Source organism: Vibrio sp. 10N.239.312.D08, from assembly GCF_041466145.1.
Taxonomy (GTDB): domain Bacteria; phylum Pseudomonadota; class Gammaproteobacteria; order Enterobacterales; family Vibrionaceae; genus Vibrio; species Vibrio crassostreae_C.
This window is the reverse complement of record NZ_JBFSSD010000006.1, coordinates 1-21,459: the sequence shown is the minus strand read 5'-3', so window position 1 is coordinate 21,459 and position 21,459 is coordinate 1. Positions and strand designations below refer to the sequence as shown.

The 21,459-nt window shown below is 45.1% G+C and carries 21 protein-coding genes; 6 read left to right on the top strand and 15 right to left on the bottom strand.

Going from position 1 to position 21,459, the window contains the following annotated elements; all coding sequences use genetic code 11:
* Positions 1-117: 117 nt before the first annotated feature.
* From AB6D58_RS04895 to AB6D58_RS04880, 4 genes are all read right to left on the bottom strand, one after another.
* The gene (locus AB6D58_RS04895; protein ID WP_017068753.1) at positions 118-1,266 is read right to left on the bottom strand and encodes a lipocalin-like domain-containing protein; all 1,149 of its coding nucleotides are present in this window, start codon (positions 1,264-1,266) and stop codon (positions 118-120) included.
* Positions 1,256-3,709 carry an ABC transporter permease gene (locus tag AB6D58_RS04890; protein WP_061039221.1) on the bottom strand — a complete coding sequence of 818 codons (2,454 nt, stop codon included), beginning with the start codon at positions 3,707-3,709 and terminating at the stop codon, positions 1,256-1,258. The genes AB6D58_RS04895 and AB6D58_RS04890 overlap by 11 nt, the downstream gene beginning before the upstream one ends.
* Positions 3,690-4,361, bottom strand: coding sequence for an ABC transporter ATP-binding protein (locus AB6D58_RS04885; protein ID WP_017060385.1), 672 nt, complete (start codon positions 4,359-4,361; stop codon positions 3,690-3,692). The genes AB6D58_RS04890 and AB6D58_RS04885 overlap by 20 nt, the downstream gene beginning before the upstream one ends.
* A gap of 122 nt (positions 4,362-4,483) precedes the next feature.
* Positions 4,484-5,857 carry an MATE family efflux transporter gene (locus AB6D58_RS04880; protein WP_372156590.1) on the bottom strand — a complete coding sequence of 458 codons (1,374 nt, stop codon included), beginning with the start codon at positions 5,855-5,857 and terminating at the stop codon, positions 4,484-4,486.
* 98 nt (positions 5,858-5,955) lie between these two features.
* Here AB6D58_RS04880 and AB6D58_RS04875 point away from each other — a divergent pair, with 98 nt between their 5' ends.
* On the top strand, positions 5,956-7,386 hold the full coding sequence (locus AB6D58_RS04875; RefSeq protein WP_372099729.1) for a DUF2867 domain-containing protein: 1,431 nt from the start codon (positions 5,956-5,958) through the stop codon (positions 7,384-7,386).
* 125 nt (positions 7,387-7,511) lie between these two features.
* On the opposite strand, the gene AB6D58_RS04870 is transcribed toward AB6D58_RS04875, so the two are convergent.
* From AB6D58_RS04870 to rsuA, 3 genes are all read right to left on the bottom strand, one after another.
* Positions 7,512-8,171 (bottom strand): DUF2913 family protein, encoded by a 660-nt coding sequence (locus tag AB6D58_RS04870; RefSeq protein ID WP_017068033.1) that lies wholly within the window; start codon positions 8,169-8,171, stop codon positions 7,512-7,514.
* Positions 8,171-9,388 (bottom strand): Bcr/CflA family multidrug efflux MFS transporter, encoded by a 1,218-nt coding sequence (locus tag AB6D58_RS04865; protein WP_372156587.1) that lies wholly within the window; start codon positions 9,386-9,388, stop codon positions 8,171-8,173. The genes AB6D58_RS04870 and AB6D58_RS04865 overlap by 1 nt, the downstream gene beginning before the upstream one ends.
* A 200-nt stretch (positions 9,389-9,588) precedes the next feature.
* A complete protein-coding gene (gene rsuA, locus AB6D58_RS04860; protein ID WP_372156584.1) occupies positions 9,589-10,284 on the bottom strand; it encodes a 16S rRNA pseudouridine(516) synthase RsuA in 696 nt (231 codons plus the stop codon).
* Between the two features lie 97 nt (positions 10,285-10,381).
* On the opposite strand from rsuA, the gene AB6D58_RS04855 reads away from it, so the two are divergent.
* The 4 genes from AB6D58_RS04855 to AB6D58_RS04840 all read left to right on the top strand — a co-directional run bounded on the left by AB6D58_RS04855 (position 10,382) and on the right by AB6D58_RS04840 (position 14,875).
* The gene (locus tag AB6D58_RS04855; RefSeq protein WP_372156582.1) at positions 10,382-12,124 is read left to right on the top strand and encodes a DEAD/DEAH box helicase; all 1,743 of its coding nucleotides are present in this window, start codon (positions 10,382-10,384) and stop codon (positions 12,122-12,124) included.
* A gap of 180 nt (positions 12,125-12,304) precedes the next feature.
* The gene (locus AB6D58_RS04850; protein ID WP_017066076.1) at positions 12,305-12,703 is read left to right on the top strand and encodes a PepSY domain-containing protein; all 399 of its coding nucleotides are present in this window, start codon (positions 12,305-12,307) and stop codon (positions 12,701-12,703) included.
* 61 nt (positions 12,704-12,764) lie between these two features.
* Complete coding sequence (locus tag AB6D58_RS04845; protein WP_017060377.1) at positions 12,765-13,424, top strand: response regulator transcription factor; 660 nt, start codon at positions 12,765-12,767, stop codon at positions 13,422-13,424.
* A gap of 104 nt (positions 13,425-13,528) precedes the next feature.
* Positions 13,529-14,875, top strand: coding sequence for an ATP-binding protein (locus AB6D58_RS04840; RefSeq protein WP_017068035.1), 1,347 nt, complete (start codon positions 13,529-13,531; stop codon positions 14,873-14,875).
* A 77-nt stretch (positions 14,876-14,952) separates the two neighbouring features.
* Here the strand turns inward: AB6D58_RS04840 and AB6D58_RS04835 are convergent, their stop codons facing one another.
* Together AB6D58_RS04835 and AB6D58_RS04830 are read right to left on the bottom strand one after the other, a co-directional pair.
* Complete coding sequence (locus AB6D58_RS04835; RefSeq protein WP_017070602.1) at positions 14,953-16,260, bottom strand: LssY C-terminal domain-containing protein; 1,308 nt, start codon at positions 16,258-16,260, stop codon at positions 14,953-14,955.
* A gap of 14 nt (positions 16,261-16,274) precedes the next feature.
* A complete protein-coding gene (locus tag AB6D58_RS04830) occupies positions 16,275-17,003 on the bottom strand; it encodes a glycosyltransferase family 2 protein (protein WP_372156578.1) in 729 nt (242 codons plus the stop codon).
* Positions 17,004-17,370: 367 nt separating this feature from the next.
* On the opposite strand from AB6D58_RS04830, the gene rplY reads away from it, so the two are divergent.
* Positions 17,371-17,649 carry a 50S ribosomal protein L25 gene (gene rplY, locus AB6D58_RS04825; RefSeq protein ID WP_017060373.1) on the top strand — a complete coding sequence of 93 codons (279 nt, stop codon included), beginning with the start codon at positions 17,371-17,373 and terminating at the stop codon, positions 17,647-17,649.
* A gap of 168 nt (positions 17,650-17,817) precedes the next feature.
* Here the strand turns inward: rplY and AB6D58_RS04820 are convergent, their stop codons facing one another.
* The 6 genes from AB6D58_RS04820 to AB6D58_RS04795 all read right to left on the bottom strand — a co-directional run bounded on the left by AB6D58_RS04820 (position 17,818) and on the right by AB6D58_RS04795 (position 21,276).
* Positions 17,818-18,210, bottom strand: coding sequence for an NUDIX hydrolase (locus AB6D58_RS04820; RefSeq protein ID WP_017060354.1), 393 nt, complete (start codon positions 18,208-18,210; stop codon positions 17,818-17,820).
* Between the two features lie 61 nt (positions 18,211-18,271).
* A complete protein-coding gene (locus AB6D58_RS04815; RefSeq protein ID WP_372125367.1) occupies positions 18,272-19,033 on the bottom strand; it encodes a nucleotidyltransferase domain-containing protein in 762 nt (253 codons plus the stop codon).
* 14 nt (positions 19,034-19,047) lie between these two features.
* Positions 19,048-19,584: a GNAT family N-acetyltransferase gene (locus AB6D58_RS04810; protein ID WP_102320615.1), complete on the bottom strand. Its 537-nt coding sequence runs from the start codon at positions 19,582-19,584 to the stop codon at positions 19,048-19,050.
* Between the two features lie 50 nt (positions 19,585-19,634).
* A complete protein-coding gene (locus AB6D58_RS04805; RefSeq protein WP_017067223.1) occupies positions 19,635-20,030 on the bottom strand; it encodes a DUF3465 domain-containing protein in 396 nt (131 codons plus the stop codon).
* A gap of 58 nt (positions 20,031-20,088) precedes the next feature.
* Positions 20,089-20,340 (bottom strand): TIGR03643 family protein, encoded by a 252-nt coding sequence (locus AB6D58_RS04800; RefSeq protein ID WP_086970286.1) that lies wholly within the window; start codon positions 20,338-20,340, stop codon positions 20,089-20,091.
* Between the two features lie 123 nt (positions 20,341-20,463).
* A complete protein-coding gene (locus AB6D58_RS04795) occupies positions 20,464-21,276 on the bottom strand; it encodes a hypothetical protein (protein WP_372156576.1) in 813 nt (270 codons plus the stop codon).
* Positions 21,277-21,459 lie beyond the last annotated feature (183 nt).

The window sequence follows — 21,459 nt, the reverse complement described above, 5'->3', positions numbered from 1 at the left end:
TATGCACCATGAATTAAGTATAGATGAGATCATCGAACCTGTATGCACAATTCATTGGGGGACGCTAAAAGGCGCAGGCATAAAAAAAGGCTATCAAATTATAGCCTTAGGTGTTTTTTAGTAGCCAGTTAACTGCATAAAGCCTGTCGCTTCATGGCTCCCGCTCGCCTTAATCGGCCCTTCCCAATATGGTATGACAAATGGAAGCCACATATCCCTGCGTATAATACGCGTTGTGAGGTTGATATCATGCTTAGGGACGTTAATGATCCACTGCAAAGGCATCCGTCTTCCATTCATCAACGTTGTATTTTGCAATGGTTGAATGGAAATGTCGGATTCCGTTAATTGGTAAACTTTGCCTGAGCGCGTTGCTAATGTCCCGAATATGTAAGGCAACTGTTGGTTATGACGATAGCGGTTAATGCTCAGCGCTGTGCCGTCATCGAGGTTAAATACAAACCAATCCCAACCTTGTTGGCCCACTCCAAGTAAGCCACTGCCCCACTCTTTATGTACCCACGCAGTTCCTTCCACTTCCTTGGTAACGCCGTCTAGGTTCAACACACCGCTCAACGATAAAAATGGAGCGCTGAAGTTATAAGACGCGACAGGTAATAAGTCGTGCTTTTTCTGATAACCGTTATCGCCGTTGAGCACATAGGGCCCTTTTGCAATGGTGTCGAGTTCTAGTCCAAACGTATCAGTTTGCACTTGAAGGCGCCCGGGGAATGGGGTGTTGCCGAGTGCACGCCAGTTCCAGTTATCAATCCAAAGTCTGAATGGACGATTAGTCATTCCCGCTTGGCCAATACCGCCACGAGCCATGCGCTGTTCTTTCCATACTTTGGACTTAGAAGAGACCACTACATTTGAGATATAGACTTGAGGGCTTTGCCACCCTGGTGTTTCACGTTCATCCGTTGCGATACGGAAAAAGCTCCACTGGACCGAATAGTCTTTACCATCATCACCTTTCAAAGATGCAAAGTAATGCCACCACTCGTGCTGAAACTCTGGGTGGAACTTAAAATCTTGTGGTAGCGAAACATTACGGTCTGGCAAAACAGGTTCGAACACATTGAAGTGTTCATTAACCAATATTGAGTTAACTTCATTCACGCCCTTTTCACCAGGATCGATGAAATAGGAGTAATAACCCCAAACACTTAAAAAGATGCCGAAGAAACTGATTAATAGCAGAGAAGACAGAATTCGTTGTCTTAACTTAGTTGAAGTATTCCGTAAAAACATACTAAAGCGCATCCCTCAGTGACTTCATCGGAGTGTTCCGAATCATTCTCATCACTGGTAAAGCACCAGCTAGCATCAATGCTGCCATGGCCCATGCAAATGTCTGCAAATAGTCCCAAGGAATCACTTGTAACTCGAGTGACCACCCAAAAGACTGCTTTATCACGATATCAACAATTAGGCTCGCTAACGCCAATCCGAGCGGAATCGCAATTAAGGAGGAAATAAGCCCAAACACAAACAACTGCAAACTACCTGTCAGGATCAGCTCTTTCGCCGAGACACCCAAACAGCGCTGCAAGGAAATATGCCTTTGGCGAGACACTTCTCCCGCAACCGTCGCAAAGAAAATACCGAAGACGGCGATAACCAAGGTGATGTTACCTAATGTATCTGCAATCGCGAACGTCCTATCGAACACCCGCATTGCTTGACTGTGAATATTGTTGTTATCGAAAACGCGCTCGGAGCCAAGCCTGAATACGCTTTCTAATCGGCTGCGAAGCCCTAATGAATTCACATCGTCTTTGAGTATTACCCCAAGGCCGACATTACCCCGCCCTGCAAACCCATACAGCCAGTTTCGATGCGACATCATGACTTGATGGTAAGGGTTACCATAATCGTAATAAACACCGACAACCTGCCAACCAGAGCCGAGACTATCATAGAGGTCAATGTAGTCGCCAGGGCGAATCCCCAGCTTGAGAGACATCGATTCACTGATCAACACGCCTTTAGAGTGATGTAAGTGATACCAGTAATTCGGAATACCTAATTTGATCGTCAGCGCTTCTAGCTCACCTTCAGAAGGCCCCGTACTGACCACCTGAATACTACCGACTGGAGACGCCACATCTTTCTCCCAACGCCACCAAACCGAATCCACTTCAGGTTGGTCAGATAACCAATTACTCATACGAGCAGCGGCATTGTTGGTTGGGTAGATATACAGATCGGCAGCCAAACGCTGTGTTAGCCATTTATCAGTGGTATCTCTAAAGCTACCGACCATGGTTTCTACACCAATATTGGCTGTTAAGGCTAACATAAACGCCATCGTCGCCACGCCACGGTAGCTCATACTGGAAGCTGCATCAGCAAAGAACCAGCGAGCACGAACCCAGCGCAACGAATAAGAGAGGCTGTTAAATAACTTCCACATCAAAAACGGGGTAAATAGCGCCACACTGATCAGCATTAGCGCGATAATCGCAAAACCCGTCTCTTGAGTCTGAGGGGCTTGATACACGGCGACAGCAGCAACCAAGAAACCACAGCCAATCAATGCTTGCCAAGTAAACTCCGTACCCGCAAAGCGCATCAAAGATAAGCGAGAGGTCAAACGAATCGGTTGTGATCTAAGCAAGCGCACCAATGGCCAAGCGCACGCTAAAAACGCACCAAGTAACGCCATCAATAAGCTGTAGCCGCTCCATCGCCAATTCCAGTCGATCGTTAAGCCAACGTTGGCGTCGTATAAGTCGCCTAAGCTTGAAGATACCGCTGGTAACAATTGGTTGGCTAACATGACACCGAATACATTACCGCAGATCCAGCTCAGTACGACCAATATCAACAATTCTAAGCAAAGCGCTTTAGCCAATTGCCAGCCCGATACACCTGTTTGTCTTAAGATTCCGACTAACGGTTGGCGCTGAATAAATGACAACGACATCGCTTGATAGAAAATAAATAAACCAACCACAAACGACAGCATACCCATCGCTTTTAGGTTTAAGTGGAACGCACTGGTCAGCGACTCAAGCTCTGCCTTAGAGCTACGAGAGATCGTCAAACCATTAGGTAACATATTTTTAAGACGTTCAAACTTCTCAGTGGGCATGTCTGAACAAGCAATCACTGAAAGCCCAGCACTGCGTTTAAGCATTCGGAGCAAGGAGATATCCGCAATCAACCTTGTACCATTAATCATATTATTTTGATCAACAACCACAGGACCAAGTTCAGAACCATCCATCAAAGGGATGTAATCGCCGTTGTGCCATTCCATGTGTTCAGCAAGATCATCACTGACAAGGATTGGATATGGTGGCTTCATGAGATTCAAAGCGGTGAGATCTTTTAACGCTATACCAGGTTGTAGCTGAAGCATAGAAACAGGATCTATACCGACAACCATGAAGTTTGCGCCATTTTCATCAGTGATACGATGGTGATCAAGAGGAGAACACTGTTGAAAACCTTCACGGCGAAGTTGGATATAAAAGCCTTGCGGGATTTTATTGGCGTTGTGTTTTGGTCGAATACGGTAAGGAAGAGGATTCGAAAAGAGTTTTTCGCCATGCGCATAGCTTTGCTTGGCGTGTTGGTTGATAGCAGTAACACCAACCAAAAGTGATACGCCGAGGGTTAAACCAAGCCATACCAAAATAATCTGCAGTGGGTAACGTCGATAGTGACCGAGTAGTGCCTTAACTACGGGCCATAACATGCAGTTGCCCTCCTTGCAGACGGATCCTACCATCCATATGCAGAGCTACTTTTTCACTGTGTGTTACCAACAGCAACGTACATTCTAATTGACGAGCCAAAGAGGTCAGCAAACGCATTACCGCTTCTGCATTACGCTCATCTAAACTACCGGTCGGCTCATCGGCCAGCAATATTTTTGGTTCCATATACAGCGCACGCGCAATGGCCGCACGTTGTTGTTGGCCACCAGACGCTTCTTCAGGGTAACGGCCAAGTAAAGGCATAAGATCTAAAGCAGAGAGAATCTGTCTCCAGAGACCTTTGTCTTCAGGTAAGCCTTTTAACTGGCGGCAAAAACGGATGTTATCGGCAATATTTAACGTTGGCAGTAAGTTGAATTGCTGAAAAATATGGCCAATGTTGTTTCTGCGATAAGCGGTGCGGTCACGCTCGGTTGAGTCGTGCATATTGAAGTGAGGAAAAGCGATTTCACCTGAGTCCGCTAGGTCTAAGCCCGCGATAAGATTCAGTAAAGTACTTTTACCTGAACCGCTTTCTCCCATTAATGCCAGCTGGTCACCTTGGTTTAATGTTAATTCAGCACCTTGCAAAACAGGGTGAAACTCCCCCCCATCGACATAGCCTTTACATAGGTCTGACAGCTTTAACATTAAACAGCTCGCATTAGTTAGAATTTGGAAGGAGAATCTACACTAATTCCCTGTTAGGAGGAAGTATTTTGAAAGATAGATCACACGCCAACGATAAAGTGATGCGATTGGTGCGCCCTACTTCAACTTCCTATCAAGTTTTTAATCCATTTTCTTGTTTTCATGCGATAGAGCGACCCGCCCCACTTGAGGACTTCTTCCGTTAGGAAAAGCAGATATACCCACTCAGGTGGAAACTTAAAATAGATAGCCGCGATGGCTGCCAATGGGATACCGATCACCCACTGAGCAATCAAATCTTGATAGAGGCAGAAATTCACATCACCACCCGCTCTCAACACACCAACGATCACAGTCAATGGCACCGAGCGAATGACAATACCCACACAGAGGATCAGAATAAACTTCTCTGAGAGTGCTCTGGTTTCTTCAGTCAACGCGCTGAACGCATTAAGTATTGGTACTTGCACAAAATAAAGGAAGACCGCCACAACAATACTGGTCAAGAAACACAAAATGGTTAGGCCGAGAGCTTGATAGTAAACCGCTTCATTATTCTTTGCGCCAAGTTGATTCCCGACCAAAACAGAAGCTGCATTCGACATGCCAATCAATAGACTCAACGAGATAGACTCAACCGGCGTCATTACTGACAGTGCCGCCAAACCTTGTACACCTGATTGCCCCATGATTGCGTGATAAGCAAAAAGACCACCAGCCCAAGCTAAGAAATTAAACGTCGTCGGCAACGATAACTTCAAAAAGCGAATCACTTTTTCAACGGTCGCTGCCGCTTTGATATCACAGAATTTAAAGGCTAATAAATGTTTAGAGAAATAGAGGTAACCAAACAAGGTCGCTACTTCAATAGCCCCACTCATTACCGTCGCAATCGCTGCGCCTTTTATTCCAAGAGCAGGAAAGCCCCAATTACCAAAGATCAGTACCCAGTTTAAGAACACATTAGAAAGGATGCCAATACCACTAAAGAAAGTACTGAGCCCTGGTTTATGCATCGCTCTCAAGCCAACAGCCATACTGCTGACACACGATACCGCTAGCATGCTAAATGAAGTGATAACGATGTATTCCATACCCAAGTTAATGACTTCTTGAGAGTCTGTCGTCACACCCATGATTTGCGCTGGGAAAGAGACAAAGAAAACAATAGTCAGTAAGGCAAACAACGTCGAAACCAACCAGGTCAGAGCGGTACTTTCTCTCACGCCTTGTTTGTCCCCCGCTCCCCAGTATTGTGCCGTCAACAACGCGCCACCCGTGGTAACACCAACTAACATAATGGTCGTCACGAACATCGCTCGGCTCGCCACCCCCACAGCTGCGATGTCTGCTTCGCCAAGTTGGCCCAACATCAATACATCCACCAAGCCTCGGCTTGAAAACATAATGCTCTGCAAGGTGATGGGCAGTGCAATCGCAATAAGCCTGCGAACAAAATCACCTCGTGTGTGATGAATAATTGAAGAGAGCAACATAGAGAGATACCTAAACGGAACGTATTGATGAATAAAGATAAATATCGCGCTATTATATCAATGTTCGGTTTTTAACCACAGATATAAATGGAGTAACAATGAAGAAAGTACTGGTTTTAGGCGCTTCTGGATATGTTGGTTCGCAACTCCTCCCTCTCCTGCTTGAGCAAGGCTATCAAGTCACGGCAGCAGCAAGGCATATCGACTATTTAAAGGCACGGACCGAGCCTCACGAAAGCTTATCGCTTGAGTATCTTGATCTGGCCGATCAAGCTGCGACACAAGCCTTAGTCCCCGACTTTGATCTTATCTTCTTTCTCGTCCATGGCATGGCGGAAGGCCACGACTTTATCGATTATGAGCTGAACTTAGCCCGTAACTTTGTTTTTGCTCTTGGGCCAAAGAATCAACACGTCATCTACCTGAGTTCTTTACAGCCTCAGACTGGTGATTCAGAGCACCTTCAAGCGAGAAAGAAAACCGGCGAATTGCTTCGTAAAGGGCCTGTACCCGTTACCGAACTTCAAGCTGGCGTGATCATTGGCCCAGGATCTGCGGCATTCGAGATCATGCGAGATTTCGTGTACAACTTGCCGATTATGATTGCGCCAAAATGGGTTGACTCTAAAGCCAACCCGATTGCTTTGCAGAACCTGAACCACTATTTACTAAAACTCGCACAAGACACGCCTAGCGAAAGCCAAACCTTTGAGGTTGGCGGGCCGGATATTGTCTCTTACCGAAACCAATTTGCTCATATTGCTAAAACCGCCGATCGTCCACTCAGACTATGGGCGACATCGCTACTGACACCAAAGATTGCTTCATATTGGTTAGGTGTGGTGACTTCTGTACCGTCTAACATAGGTAGAGCACTACTTGCAGGCTTAAAGCACGACTTCATCGCCAGTTCGACCATCATTAGAGAAAAGTACCCTCAGAAGCTTATCTCGTTCGAAAATATGGTTGAACAAGCCATTCACGCTGAAGGAAACTTTGTCAAAAGCAATGTATGGGGCTTTGATAAAACCGCATTCAAACGCTGGCAAGCTGGGTATGGCTATTACCCGAAGAAAACAGGCGCAAGTATCACCTCAAGCGCTTCATTGGAATCGCTTTGGCATGTTGCTCAGCAAATCGGAAGCCCGAAGCAAGGTTACTTCTTTGCTAACACTTTATGGCGCACACGCGAATGGTTGGATGTTCTTTTCGGTGGCGGTGTACCGGTTCGACAAATGCCAGAAGGGCCCAACCTAAAAGTCGGTGACAAAATCGATTCATGGAAGGTCATTCGCTGTGAAGAGAATCAGTTTTTATCTCTGCTTTTCGGTATGAAAGGCCCCGGTTTAGGGCGACTCGAGATTACTGTCTCTGACCACGGTGACTCTCGCGAGCTGAATATCTCGGCTTGGTGGCATCCAAAGGGGTTTCTAGGGTTACTGTATTGGTTTGCTATGATGCCAGCCCACCTGTTTATTTTTAAAGGCATGGTGAAGGCAATTGAGAAGCAAGCTAAAGAACAGGATTAAAAGCAGATGCGAGATTCGGGTAACGGGATGCGAAAAGACTTAACAGCAAATTAGCGACACGCGCTATGAGAGACAAAAAAGAGCGGATAATTCCGCTCTTCGTATCTCTCATCTCGAATCCGCTATTAGCCGATAACGCTAATTGGGATCTCAGCCAGTTGGTTGCCTTGGTTAGCAGGGTAAACGATGTATTCACCGTGATACTTCACCGCAGACTTATAGTCCGTTACTTTGTGAAGCATGAAGCCCGCTTCCATCGCCGCTTGGATGAACTCAGCATGGTTGCCACGAACAAACCAGTTCATTGGCTTAACCATCAACTCCCCGTCGAAAGAGTCGTCACACTGTTTACCGCATAAAGCAAAAGAGTGCTCGCCATCGGTGAAGAATTGAATCTTGCCGCCAGTCGTTAGCTCGTCTTCACTCGATACGCTCCAACCCATCTCGTACATTTTGTCCATGAACGCTTCAACATCACTGTCTTTTAGCGTTTTAGGCTCTTCGCCTTCAGGGAAAAAACGTCCGTAAAACGCAGAAATACGTTTAAAGGTAAAAGTTAAATCAGAGTTGTTGCCTTTTGAGCGACCCTGTTTCTGCCAGCGAACTAAATCAGGCACAATCACGCGATCATAAGCTTGAGATTTAATCGCTTTTGTTACCCAACGAACAAGATAAAGGTTGTTCGCGATAGGTGCGTCGATCGCTTTACCAGACTTATGCAGAGCATACAGCTCGTCCAGCGCATCGTTCACTAACTTCTGAATTTCAATATAGTATTTTGACATTATGCCTTCTTTCCTAATGTCCAATATAGTAATGCTGACAGTATTGCACATGCTGCCATCATCATAGCCATTGGCCCTGCAGTGTCACTTGGTAGCATGGCAACAATTGCCCCCACTACAGAACCAGTACCAAATCTTAATGTGCCTGCAAGCGAAGAAGCTGTGCCGGCCATATTCGGGTATCCGCTTAAAAGCAGTGCCATTGAGTTACTACCAATGGTAGACAGTGTGCCGATAAACAGCATCACGAATGGCACAATACCCCACAAACCGATATCTAACATCCAACCAACTAACAGACCTAAGCCTGCAAACAGTTGAATGGTTAAGCCGACTCTGAGCATAGCGTGAGAGCCCACTTTCTTAACGATTCGACCGTTGATGCTCGTCATCAAGATCATAGCAACAATATTCAAGCCGAACAGGTAGCCAAACAGATCAGGGCGAACGCCATAGATATCGATGTAAACGAATGAACCTGCCGTTAAGAACGCAAACATCCCTGAAAATGAGAATGCACCAGAGAAAATCAGGCCCATCGCCGTTGGGTTCTTACACAGTCGAGCATAGTTACGAATCGTTGTTTTAAAGCGCAATGGTTGTCGGTTTTCTGCAGGAAGCGTTTCTGGGATCTTCATCGATACCGCCAGAATCACGATCACCGCAAAAATAGCCAGAACCCAGAAAATTGAACGCCAACCGAACCACAACGCTAAGTAACCGCCAATCATCGGAGCAACCAATGGCGCAACTGTCATCACCAAAGTAACGAAAGACATGGTTCTTGCGAAATCTTCACGATCGAACATATCTCTTACCACCGCTTGGATGATAACGGCCGCCGCAGCACCAGCAAAACCTTGAGCGGTACGGATGTAAGTCAGCGCTTCAATGCCATGAGTTGTCGCACTCACCATAGAAGCGATAGCAAACAAGAACACACCAATAAGCAGTACAGGCTTGCGACCATAGCTATCCGCCAACGGGCCATGCAGCAACTGCCCCAGCGCGAACCCTGCGGTATAGGCTGTTAGCGTGATTTGTCCCTCCCCCGCCGTCACACCAAGATCTTTAGCAATGGTCGGCATCGCTGGCAGATACATATCAATGGCTAGCGGAGTAAGTGCACCAATCGCACCTAGAATCAAAAACAGCACTAAGCCTAATTGAGGTGTTTCTAGTTGGGAGCTTTGGCTCTGTGAGGTCGATGTTTGCATGGTTCTCCGAATGTTCAACTGATAGAGCTAGGGACTAGCGTGAGTACGCGAGTCAAAGATTGGCTGAGACTTTCCTAGTACCAGTCAACATCATCAGCCGACGCTATCCATGGTCGGCTTTACAACGAAAGGGCTATTTCCAGCAAAAGTGGTCTCTTGTTAAGAACAATTTCTTGTTAAGAGCAACTTCTAGCTAAGGACTACTTCCAGATTGAATCGACTTCTTCTTGCGTTAGGTAACGGTATTCACCTAACTCTAAAGATTCGTCCATCTCAATTTCGCCAATACGTTCACGGTGTAGTGCTTCTACCTTGTTACCAAGAGCAGCAAACATACGTTTAACTTGGTGGTATTTGCCTTCTCGAATCGTTAGCAGCACTTCACGCTCTGCACGAACTTCTAGGTGTGCAGGAAGTGTTAGGCCATCTTCGCTCTTAAGCTGGATGCCCTCTTTGAATTTTTCAACGTAATCGTCTTCAACAGGTTCAACCAACCACACACGGTACGTCTTCTCGCACTTGTGCTTTGGCGAAGTGATACGGTGAGACCACTTACCATCGTCTGTAATCAACACAAGACCTGTTGTATCAATATCTAGACGACCAGCAAAGTGCAGCTTGTCCATTTTGATTTCATCAAGTAATTCAAACGCGATACGATTTGCGCCATCTTCATGCGAACAAACAAAGCCTTCTGGCTTATAAAGCATGATGTAACGTGGGCCGTGAACATTCAGTTCATTGCCTTGCCATTCCACAACGCACTCTTCAGTTACCTTGAGTGAGCCGCTTTTTTGAATGACATCATTTACTGTCACTGCCTTGGATTTTAATAAGTGTGTTGCTTCTCTTCGAGTGACGCCTAATGCATCGCACAGAAATTTATCTAAACGCATGAATACCTCAACTAATCTAAGTCGGGTATTATAGTCACCTTTGCTCAATTAGTTGAGCTATTTCACACTATTTGTTTTCCTTCTTACAAGACGCGATATGTATACACTCCGCCCGTACCAAGCTGATTCTGTAAAATCAGTGATTCATTACTTCAGAAAACACCAAACTCCGGCAGTGCTCGTGCTTCCGACAGGTGCAGGAAAAAGCCTTGTGATTGCAGAGTTAGCAAGGCTTGCGAAAGGTCGAGTGTTGGTGCTTGCTCACGTAAAAGAGTTGGTTGAACAGAACCATGAAAAGTATGAAGGTTACGGGCTGAAAGGCTCGATTTTCTCTGCGGGTTTAGGACGCAAAGAGACCGACCAACAAGTCGTGTTTGCTTCGGTGCAATCTGTGGTGCGAAATCTCGATTCATTCTCTAACCAATTTTCGCTGTTGGTTATCGACGAATGCCACCGTGTTCCCGATGAAAAGACCAGTAGTTATCAGAAAGTCATCACTCACTTACACGAGAATAATTCGGGCATCAAGGTGCTTGGATTAACAGCGACCCCATATCGTCTTGGGATGGGTTGGATTTATCAATACCACACTCGCGGTCAAGTGCGTTCAGATGAGCCACGTTTCTTCCGCGACTGTATCTTTGAGCTGCCGATTCGTTACCTGCTCGATGAAGGTTTCTTAACTCCTGCACGCATGATTGATGCACCCGTGTTGAGCTATGACTTTTCGCAGTTAAAGCCCGCGAGCACTGGTCGCTACAAAGAAGCAGAACTCGACATGGTGATCGAGCAATCGAAACGAGCGACCCCACAGATTGTCGATCAGATTATTCACCTAGCCCAAGACAAGCTAGGCATCATGGTATTCGCTGCGACCGTTCGACACGCGCAAGAGATCCTCGGCTTATTGCCAGAAGGTGAAGCTTCAATTGTGATTGGTGATACACCAACTCTCGAACGTGACCAAATTATCAGCGACTTCAAAGAACGTAAAATCAAGTTTTTGGTTAACGTATCGGTATTAACCACAGGTTTTGATGCGCCACACGTCGATTTAATCGCGATTTTGCGCCCGACAGAATCCATCAGTTTGTATCAACAAATCGTTGGCCGTGGCTTACGCCTATCTCCGGGTAAAAAAGAGTGTTTGGTGCTCGACTATGCAGGCAACAGTTACGATCTTTACCAACCTGAAGTGGGCGACCCTAAACCCGACTCAGACAGTGAAATCATCACTATCCCCTGCCCTGCATGCGGCTTCAACAATAACTTCTGGGGCAAGCTAGACAGCAATGGCTTCTTGCTCGAGCATTTTGGCCGTAAATGCCAAGGCTACTTTACCGATGAAGACACGGGCGAGCGCGAACACTGTAATTATCGCTTCCGAGCCAAATACTGCGGTGAATGCGGCGCTGACAACGACATTGCCGCGCGCATTTGCCATGAGTGCGATGCCACCTTGGTCGACCCAGATAAAAAGCTTAAGGAAGCGTTAAACCTAAAAGATGCGTTGGTGTTTGAGTGTTTAGAGATGGATCTTAACGTTCTCAAGGACGACAAAGGTAAATCACAACTTAAGGTCACCTATCGCGGAGAAAACCAAGCGCAAGTGCATGAGTTTTGGTCATTAACCAGCAAAAAGCAGAAGCAGAACTTCAAAGACCAGTTTGTTCGCCCTCACCTTGCAGACAGACATCGCCCTTTCGAAGAAGCCTCACCGACGAAAGTGGTTGCTCACCAACATAGATTCCGCCCACCTCAATTCGTGATTGCCCGTAAAGTCGGACGCTTTTGGAAAATGAGAGACAAGATATTCGAAGACGAACTACAGCAGCGTTAAGGTTAAGAATAAAAGTAAGTCTTACGTTCTTAACACTCGGCAATTAATCTTATGTATTAAAGCCTGCGCCATTTAAGCGTTAAGTTTTTCGGTATCAAATTCTCATTATTAATCAGGTTCACTTTCTGTTCAGAATTACTTTTTTATACTGAACGCTATCAACCTTCTCTAGGATTCGCTATGTTTAGTAAAGCTATGATTTCTTTGTTTTCTATAAGCTTAGGCTTATTTGTTTCTGCTGGCGCATGGGCTGACTCACATCATAATGGTCATGAATTAGTGCAGGACGTTCATAAAGCAGGAACCAGCATCGAATTTGAAGAAGATCAAGACGAAGTCTATGAAGCCGTACGAGAAGGCTACATTCGCCCTTTCTCAGAAATGTATGCGGCGGTTGAAAACGATCTTCATGGCAGAATCATTAAAGTAGAACTAGAAGAAGATGACGACATTTGGGTGTATGAACTAAAAATCAATTACCAAAACAACATCATCAAAGTCGAATACAACGCTGAGACGTTAGAAATGCTTATGATCAAAGGCCGCAACTTTAAAGACGCAATTAAACACGGCGACTAGTTACGTACGACGAAGAGCTAAGCACGACGAACAGTCATTAGAAGAAATTAGAAGAACAATTATGAAAATTTTAGTCGTTGAAGATGAGCCTCGTTTGGGCCAACAAATTATTGAAACACTTGAGGGGGCCGACTGGGTTCCAGAGCTCTCTCAAGATGGTATCGACGCACTCTACCGTGCAACGTCAGAAGAATGGGACGCGATTGTCCTCGATTTAGGTTTACCTAAGCTTGACGGCCTAACGGTATTAAAAGGCATTCGAGACGAAAACATCAACACGCCAGTGATTATCTTAAGTGCTCGTGACACGCTAACTCAACGTGTTGAGGGCTTGAACGCCGGTGCTGATGACTACCTAACTAAGCCATTTGAGATGGTCGAGCTGATTGCCCGTATCCGAGCTCAACTGCGCCGAGCATCAGGCAGTGCTGCTCCGATACTTCAAATCGGTGATCTAAGCCTAGACACACGCAGTTCTAAAGTGTTGTGGCAAGGTCAAGCAGTTAGCCTCACGGCGCTGGAATATAAAGTTGTCGCGTACTTCATGCATAACCAAAACAAGGTTATCTCGCGCACTGAGTTGGTTGAGCATATCTACAAGCAAGACTTCGACCGAGACTCAAACACGGTTGAAGTGTTCATCGGTCGTATTCGTAAGAAAATCGCACCAAAGATCATCAAAACCGTTCGTGGCCTTGGCTACCAACTGAATGCTGAATAGCTCAGTCGTCAATCACGCCAAGAGCAACCATTAATTAAGTGGACAGCCTGTTCTGATCATCGCAATACGATAAGTTACGATGAGCAAAGGCAGGTTGGAAATGCATGAATCTAAAGAAACGAACACTTAAAAACATCAGTTTAAAAAGCCGCTTGCTCCTTGCTGCGGCTTTTTGGCTAGGTGCGATGATATTAGCGGCTGGTGTCGGGATTCCGAAACTGGTTAACGACTACCTCGTCGATGACATGAAGCAGCAGCTTGGCTTAACCATGGATGAGTTAACCGCCAATATCGAAACCAATGACAGTGGTAACCTGATCATGGCAGAGCGTCTGTCTGATCCTAGGTTCAACCAGCCCTACAGTGGTATTTATTGGCGCGCCGCTACCCAAGAGCAGATCATTCGATCTCGCTCGCTATGGGATAAAGACCTCACCATCAAGCGTTCACCGATTCACACATCAGTCAAAGGGCCAGAGAAAGAAAAGCTGATTTACATCGAGCAAGATATCTACCTGCCTGAACTGAGCGACCCTGTCACGATCACCATTGGTATTGATGAAGATCCATTAGAATCCACACTGACAGAGCTTACTGGTCAAGTCTGGTTGATCCTAATGTTGCTGTTTGTTGGCGTGCTGATGTTGATCGGTATTCAAGTCAGTTGGTCGTTATTACCGCTCAGCAAGATGCAACGCGAACTGGTAATGCTAAGAAACGGCGAGCAACAAGGGTTAAGCGATAACTACCCGAAAGAGGTTTCTCCATTAGTCTCTGACCTCAATGCCCTGCTCTTTCACTATCAAGAGTTATTAGAACGAGCTCGTAACCACGCGGGTAACTTATCTCATGCGTTGAAAACACCGCTTTCAGTTCTAAAAAATGAGATAGAGCGACTTCCAGAGGATGACAAGGCACTGCTGCAACAGCCCATTCATCAGATTCAAAGCCAAATTGATTATCACCTTGGCCGCGCTCGTATGGCAGGTGCAATGAACATTCTTTCGGTGAAGTCTTCACCTTGTGAGCGTGTCGAAGCTATCTCAATGGCGTTTGATAAAGTCTACGCTGCCAATGAAGTCACCATGATTAACGAGCTAGACTCTGAGATTGAAGTGGCAGTAGAAAAAACCGACCTTGATGAAATGGTCGGCAACCTACTCGAGAACAGTTACAAGTGGGCGGGCAGCATTATTCGCGTCCATGCAAATGAACTCGACGATGGCAACATAGAGTTGGTGATTGAAGATGATGGCCAAGGCATTCCTGAAGAGAAGCTTGAGCAAGTGACCAAACGTGGCGTCCGACTTGATGAAACCACACCAGGAACAGGCTTAGGGCTTAATATCGTAAATGAAATGGCACACAGTTACCGAGGCAGCCTAACGCTCAGCAAGAGCTCAATGGGCGGCTTAAAAGCTTCTCTGGTGCTTAAAGTAAGTAAAGGCTGAACAAGCTAAGTAAAAGTTAAACACAATAAGCCCTAACGTAATGCTAGGGCTTAATTCTATCGACCTTATATACAACTCTATATATCGTTCACAGCAACATCCAAAGTTTGTGAATTATCACTAAGGGTCGTTGCTCCAATCGTTAATACCCGGCCATCAGTGTAATAGTCATGATCGTCATTGATCACTTCCACCGTTGCTAATGGGTACTTGTCTAACTCGATGTCTGGTAGTAACGTTCGTATCTGATTAGCAAGCCGATCTCGCTCTTCATCAACATTAGGGTCAATGTTATGAAGCACGGTCACAATGCCTGAGTAAGGCGTGACTTTAAGGCCATCATCATAGCTAATTGCGCCTAACCACTGAGGCTGGTTAGTTTTAATATCAACACCTGCACGCCACCAACGAATATGGCTGCGCTTCATCAGGTTACCCGGCAATTGAAAAGCCATATCTTGCGGCTTGTCTCGCCAATATAAATCAGACACTGGCGGCGTTTTTTCTCTAAGCAATGCGAGATAACCAACCCATTCAATCTCATTTCGAGAGAAGGTTTGATTCTCTATCCAGCCTAATTGCTTCATTAAGTCTCTTGGGGTTGCTCCAACATAAATTACGTTGATCGCTTGCGCCGAGTAGAACGAAGATTTACCGGGGAACGCTTTATAGGTAACCGAGTTCCAGTCGACTTTGTTTATTTGAGCCGTCTCTGGTTGATTCTGAAAGTCATCCGCTTTCCAGAAAAAGTGAGCGTAGTTCGCAAACAATACCCACGCCAACAACAGCGCACTAGACTTAAGTACTAAGCATCGCCACTTCATTCGGTAACCGATAATGGTGAAGACTAATACCGCGAACACACCAACGATCAAGCTATTATGCTCCGAGATAAATATCTTAAGGCTATTAAGCCACGGGAAGTTTTCAACGCCGTGCGCCAGTAACATGCCCCAAGCAATGAACTGCCCTCCACCAAGGGCCAAACCGATAAACGCCAACACACTAAAATTACGCCACGGTACACGATGCGAGCCAGCTATAAATGGCACAACCCAAGCGATAGGCCCTAATAAACGAGCAAAAAGAATGATGTATGTGCCTTTGCGAGCAACCAGATAGCGGCAGCGCGCAATTAATCTTTTGGTTTTAGGGCGAAACTTAATGAGCCTTCGTTGCACCTTAACACCGTATTTATAACCAATGAAATAACTGAGTTGATCACCAAGCAAACCACCTAGCATCACCAAAACCAACGCCATCCATGCACCTGAATACAGTTGAAAGCCCGCTGCGATAAAGAACGGCTCTCCCGGTACAAATAGGTTTGGGCCAATGAGAGCATCACCCAATGCTCCCAGAAACAACCCTAGTCCATCAAACATAACAACCTCAACGCTTACTGTTCTTTGTAGTGACCAAACTTGTAGTTCATCTCGTTATTACGCATTTCTCCTTTAAAGAAGCGTCTTACATTGGCTTTAAGATAAGTAGAGCCTGTCTTCACAACGCCATCTTGGTCTAAGCGACGTGGGTCAAAACCAAAAGTCATATTTAGGAATCTAAATCGCCATGTTTTGCTCGCACGTTTTACGTAGTCACAATCTTCACACAGGACGATCTCTTCATCAAAACCGCCGATCTCATCATGCGCCCGTTTAGTCGAGAAAATACATGAGCCAATCGCCGTCGGGAAAAAGAACTGAGTAGTAAACAAGCCTGCGTTAAATAGCCCGTAACCAAACTTGTGTACAAGCGGCAAACCTTTCGAGCTCATGTACACACCCGCCACTTCAAGCTTCTTCTCTTCTAGTTCATAAAGCGCTTTCGCAAGGAAGTTTCGAGGCAAGCTCACGTCAGCATCTAAGAAAAGGATTCGGTTGTATTGCGCCAATGAAGCACCCGTGTTTCGGCCAAAGCTCACACCACGGTTTTCCATGTGATGCACCGTTAATTTTGGCAACGCGTTTTCATAAGCTTGCGCCACTTCTCTGGTGTTATCTTCACTGTTCGAGTCGACAACAATCACTTCAAACTCTTGGTGGGTTTGCACGCTCAACTCTTCCATTAAGCGGCTAATGCGTTTCTCTTCGTTTAGCGTAATTACGACAATGCTTACCGGTTTCATATTTTCACCTATTCATTCTGCTGTTTAATTAACACTAAGATTAACGAACTAAGACTTAACCAAGTCTTAGGCAAACATTCATTTTCCGTTCATTAACTTGATGATTTAGCAGTGATATAAATAGATAAGGATTGCGATGTAAAAGGGAGTAAAATGCGCTAAACAAGCGTTAGCGAACGTTTTATCTCCAAACGAACCCATTATCGAAGGAAATTCACTTTGAGATGGGCTTCTGACTTGCTCATATTGGAATGTGATGTTAGTATCCGCGCTCGCTTAAGCATGAACTTTTATGTTTAAGCATTACCACACACTCAAGGTCGCATTGAGGTGTGAAGTTAATTTTTACTAATTTGAGAGTAAAACTATGAAATTTGAAGCAGTAGTACGTACTGAACTAGGTAAAGGTGCGAGCCGCCGCCTACGTCACGCTGGTAAATTCCCAGCTGTAATCTACGGTGGCGAAGCTGAAGCTGTAGCTATCGAACTTGTTCACGCTGACGTGATCAACCAAATGGACAAGCCTGAATTCTACGAAGCAATCACTCTACTGATTGACGGCGCAGAAGTTAAGGTTAAGCCACAAGACGTTCAACGTCACGCGTTCAAGCCAAAAGTTGAGCACATGGACTTCATCCGCATCTAATTCCCTACCAAGGAATAAGATTGGATTAATCCAGCCTTCTGCATAGAAAAGATAATCGATCTTACCAGTCGAGAAATCTAGAAATTCGAAACCCCGATGCTACCAACATCGGGGTTTCACCGTTTTTGAGCCCTCAAAAAACGTCCAAAACATCTTATCGAATCCAAACTAAAGATACCTACCCACGCGCTCTACTTCTTTCAAAGCAATACCATCGGCTGCTATACCAACAGGAGCTGAACCTAGTGAATACCACTTAACATCATCAGTCTCTTGAGCGGTGATATCTCCTTTCCAGTCACTCACGATAAAATAATGAATCAACTGAAGTTCCTTCGTAGGATGGTAAAGCGAACACAAGTATTGGTAATCAATCGGAACAACATTAAGCTCTTCATCAAGTTCACGAAACAGCGCCTGAACCTGGTTTTCACCGTGTTCAATATGGCCGCCAGGTATAGTGATTAAACCGGGATCGGTCTCCCTAGACTCACTACGCTTTTCTAGTAATACCTGCGATTCCTTCAGCATGATAAAAGAAACACACTCGTGGACATCCATCTAATTTTCCTAAAGCCGTTACAAAGGTAGTTAAGTTTGTTGTTCTAGCTTGTGTTAATGCTTAATTTACAACAAGCTTTTTACTCAGCCTTTCATACAATTCAAAAGCTTCTGTTTTAGATATCAAATTTCCGAGAGCGTATTGATGAGCTAGCTCAATATCGTCGCTTTGATTGGAGTAATAGCGCTTGGCGACTGCAGCGCACTGGCTCAGATTGGTGTACCAACTGCCGTCTTGCTCAGCCACAAAATAATACGCCGCTCGCACTAACTTTTTACCAATTACCTTAACGATATCCGCATCAGTCATTGTTTTGAAACTCGAGGGCATTTGCTCAAGAAAAGTAGACAAGTCACCATTGAGAGCTTGAGCGATTTCAATGCTTGGTTTGTATAGTGGGAACTCATTAGATAAATCATTCCCCCAAACACAACAGCAGCAATGCTTGATCCAAAAGTGCCAGTGATACTTTTCCGTGGGTTGCAGAACATCCCGCAGGAAGCCAGGATCGATATCAAGCTTGGTCACTTGCGGATAGGTTTGGGGTATGGTGCCGGAAAGTAGGTTAAATACTTCCTTTTCTCTCTGACCAACAGGCGTAGCGAGTACGATAGAAACATCCAAATCAGAGCGACCAACAATGGCCGTTCCTCTAGGCACGCTTCCATACAAGTAGATACCATCAACTTGACTTGGAAGTTCTCTTAGCAACGAATCAACGACTGCTGACACCACTTCTTGAAATTCAGGCGCAATGTTCTTTGGCGAATAAAGATTTTGAATGAACCCTTCTCGATCGAGCCCTCTATCTAGCTTCTGCATACCACTTTCCATCACTAAGCCTTTTTCCAATCAGAACGTAGAACCGCCAACACAACTGTATCCCACCATTGACCTTTGAAGAATCGATGATCTTTAAAACACGCTTCTTGTTTCATTCCTAGTGACTTACATAATTTAATCGCAGCCAAGTTCTTGCTGATGGTTTCAGCGTAGATACGGTGTATGCCTAACTCTGAGAAACCAAAATCAGCGAGGGCTTCAGAAGCTTCTATAGAAAGCCCTTTTCCCTGAATTTCCCTTGAGAAAGCACAGCCCATTGAAGCTTGTTTATCGCGTTCAAGACGTAAACAAACGGTTCCAATAAACTTCCCCGAATCTTTGCTTTCAACCGCTAGCTGATAGGACTGGCGTGGTACTTCCAAAGCCTGTGCAACAAACAACTGGGTTAGCTCTCGATATTTGTTAGGTTCACAATCACTTTCATCATAGAAACGCTGATACTTAGCGTCTTGAGACATCGCAACAAAGGCACACTCGTCTTCGAGACTCATATCTCGAAGAATCAACCTGTCAGTTTCCAGCTTAAACATCAAAATTCCTTTTTATCTTATAGCCTTGAAAGGAAAAGTCTCGGAGGTGTTTACTCGTATACTTTCCCGTTATGCTTCAACCAACCATGAGTGTGATGATTACGAGGGTCTTTGTGCGTCCAGTGCATTACGCCACCTTTCTTGTTCCATTCATATTCACCATAAAATTCAACTCGATCGCCCTTTGCCAGTCCCTGAACACGAGGCGCTAAGTCAATATTATGTGCGACTAACAAGGTTTGTCCGCTATCGAGTCGCAAAATGAATTTCTGATGTCGAGAGCCTTTATTATCATCAGGAAGTACTCGATACACCGTACCCGATCCGCGCACCTGAACGTCGCTTTGGTGATTTTCGTAAGCTTGCTTAAGTCGCGTATCATTCGCTTGAACATGACTGATGCCGAAGCTAAGCAGCACCAAAAGTAGAGCGCAAAATTGTTTCATTCCTTTCATTTCCCATATCTGTGTGTTGATTTGGGATACTGGCTGGGCATCCCCTCTTTTAACGATGCTTGTACTGAGTCGGACAATAACCTCTCGAAACGTCCGAACTGCGCAGTTTTACATGCTTGGTCGAGCGCCCAGAAACACGTGAGCGCCACAGCTTAAAACTGCCAAGCTTGAGATGGCTACGCATAAAACGAATCACTTGCGATTCATTTAAACCAAATTGCAGTTCTATTGCTTCAAACGGCGTTCTGTCTTCCCACGCCATTTCGATAATTCTTGATTCATTCTCTTTAGATAGCATCATGCATACTCTTCCTTTATAAACTGGGAGAAATACGCTCGTTCCAAATTTAAAGATCACAGGACAAACACTTTGAATTGAACGCGTTATAACGTTCGATAAAACAACAGGCTACCAACTAGGCAATCATGGGGTTAAATAAGCTTGTGCGAACTCTCTAAGCACTCTCGCATTATTGTGGTATTTGCTATCCCCGCAATTTGTGCCATCTACTCTGATGTCCGGGCTGGAATATGCAGGTATAACATCTCGCTCATAAGACATCACTGTGCCTCTGTCAGCACAAATTGTACCGAAGGAATATTGAGGAGCTCTTGGATACGTTCCAGAAATGTAACTTTCTATACTATCAAAATCTTTCAATAACGTTTTATAGTCATGATTAGCACCACTTAAATGGCCAATTTCATGCTCCATTAAGTAATCAGGGCAGTTTATCGCTAAAGAAAAAAAGTAGGATACCGAAGAAGACATACCACAATAATCAGACTCAAAGCTAAAATTATAATTAGAAAATACTATCCCAGTAAAAATGGGGACGCCGTCTTCTGTTGTTTCTGGAATCGGTTCTTCCATCGAGAGTTTTAATAACCTCTCTGCTGCGCCCAAATCTTGAAACCAAAGGCTGTCGATTTCAGACGTATAAGTCACCTTGGTGACTTTTCTCGTCATAGGGACGCAGGAGTTTTTTAACACCAGATTCGAATAGCTTTCCCATGTCGCTATTTTAGAGGCTATAAATGCTTTGGAATATTCATCTAACACCGATTCATCAACATAAAGGTGGATTTCTGTATTCAAAACCTCGCTCTGTACACAATTAGGAAACTCGATGCTTTGAGCATTGGAGAGTCGACTATTGCTCAACACTATAATCAAAACACAACCAACTAACTGGATGAGCCTTTTAAAAGAACTCTCACTGACTCGTGTATTCATTTCCACCCTCTCCCTATATTCAAAACCACAAAGAGCATCAAAAACGCCGTGACTTAAGATTCATATCAACCCCCATTACACATATAAGCATTGGCCTCTCAAAGTAACCTGCACTACCTGTGTTTTTCAGAAATCGAGTAGGAGGAGGCCTCACGGCCTCCGTCCTCTCACACCACCGTACAA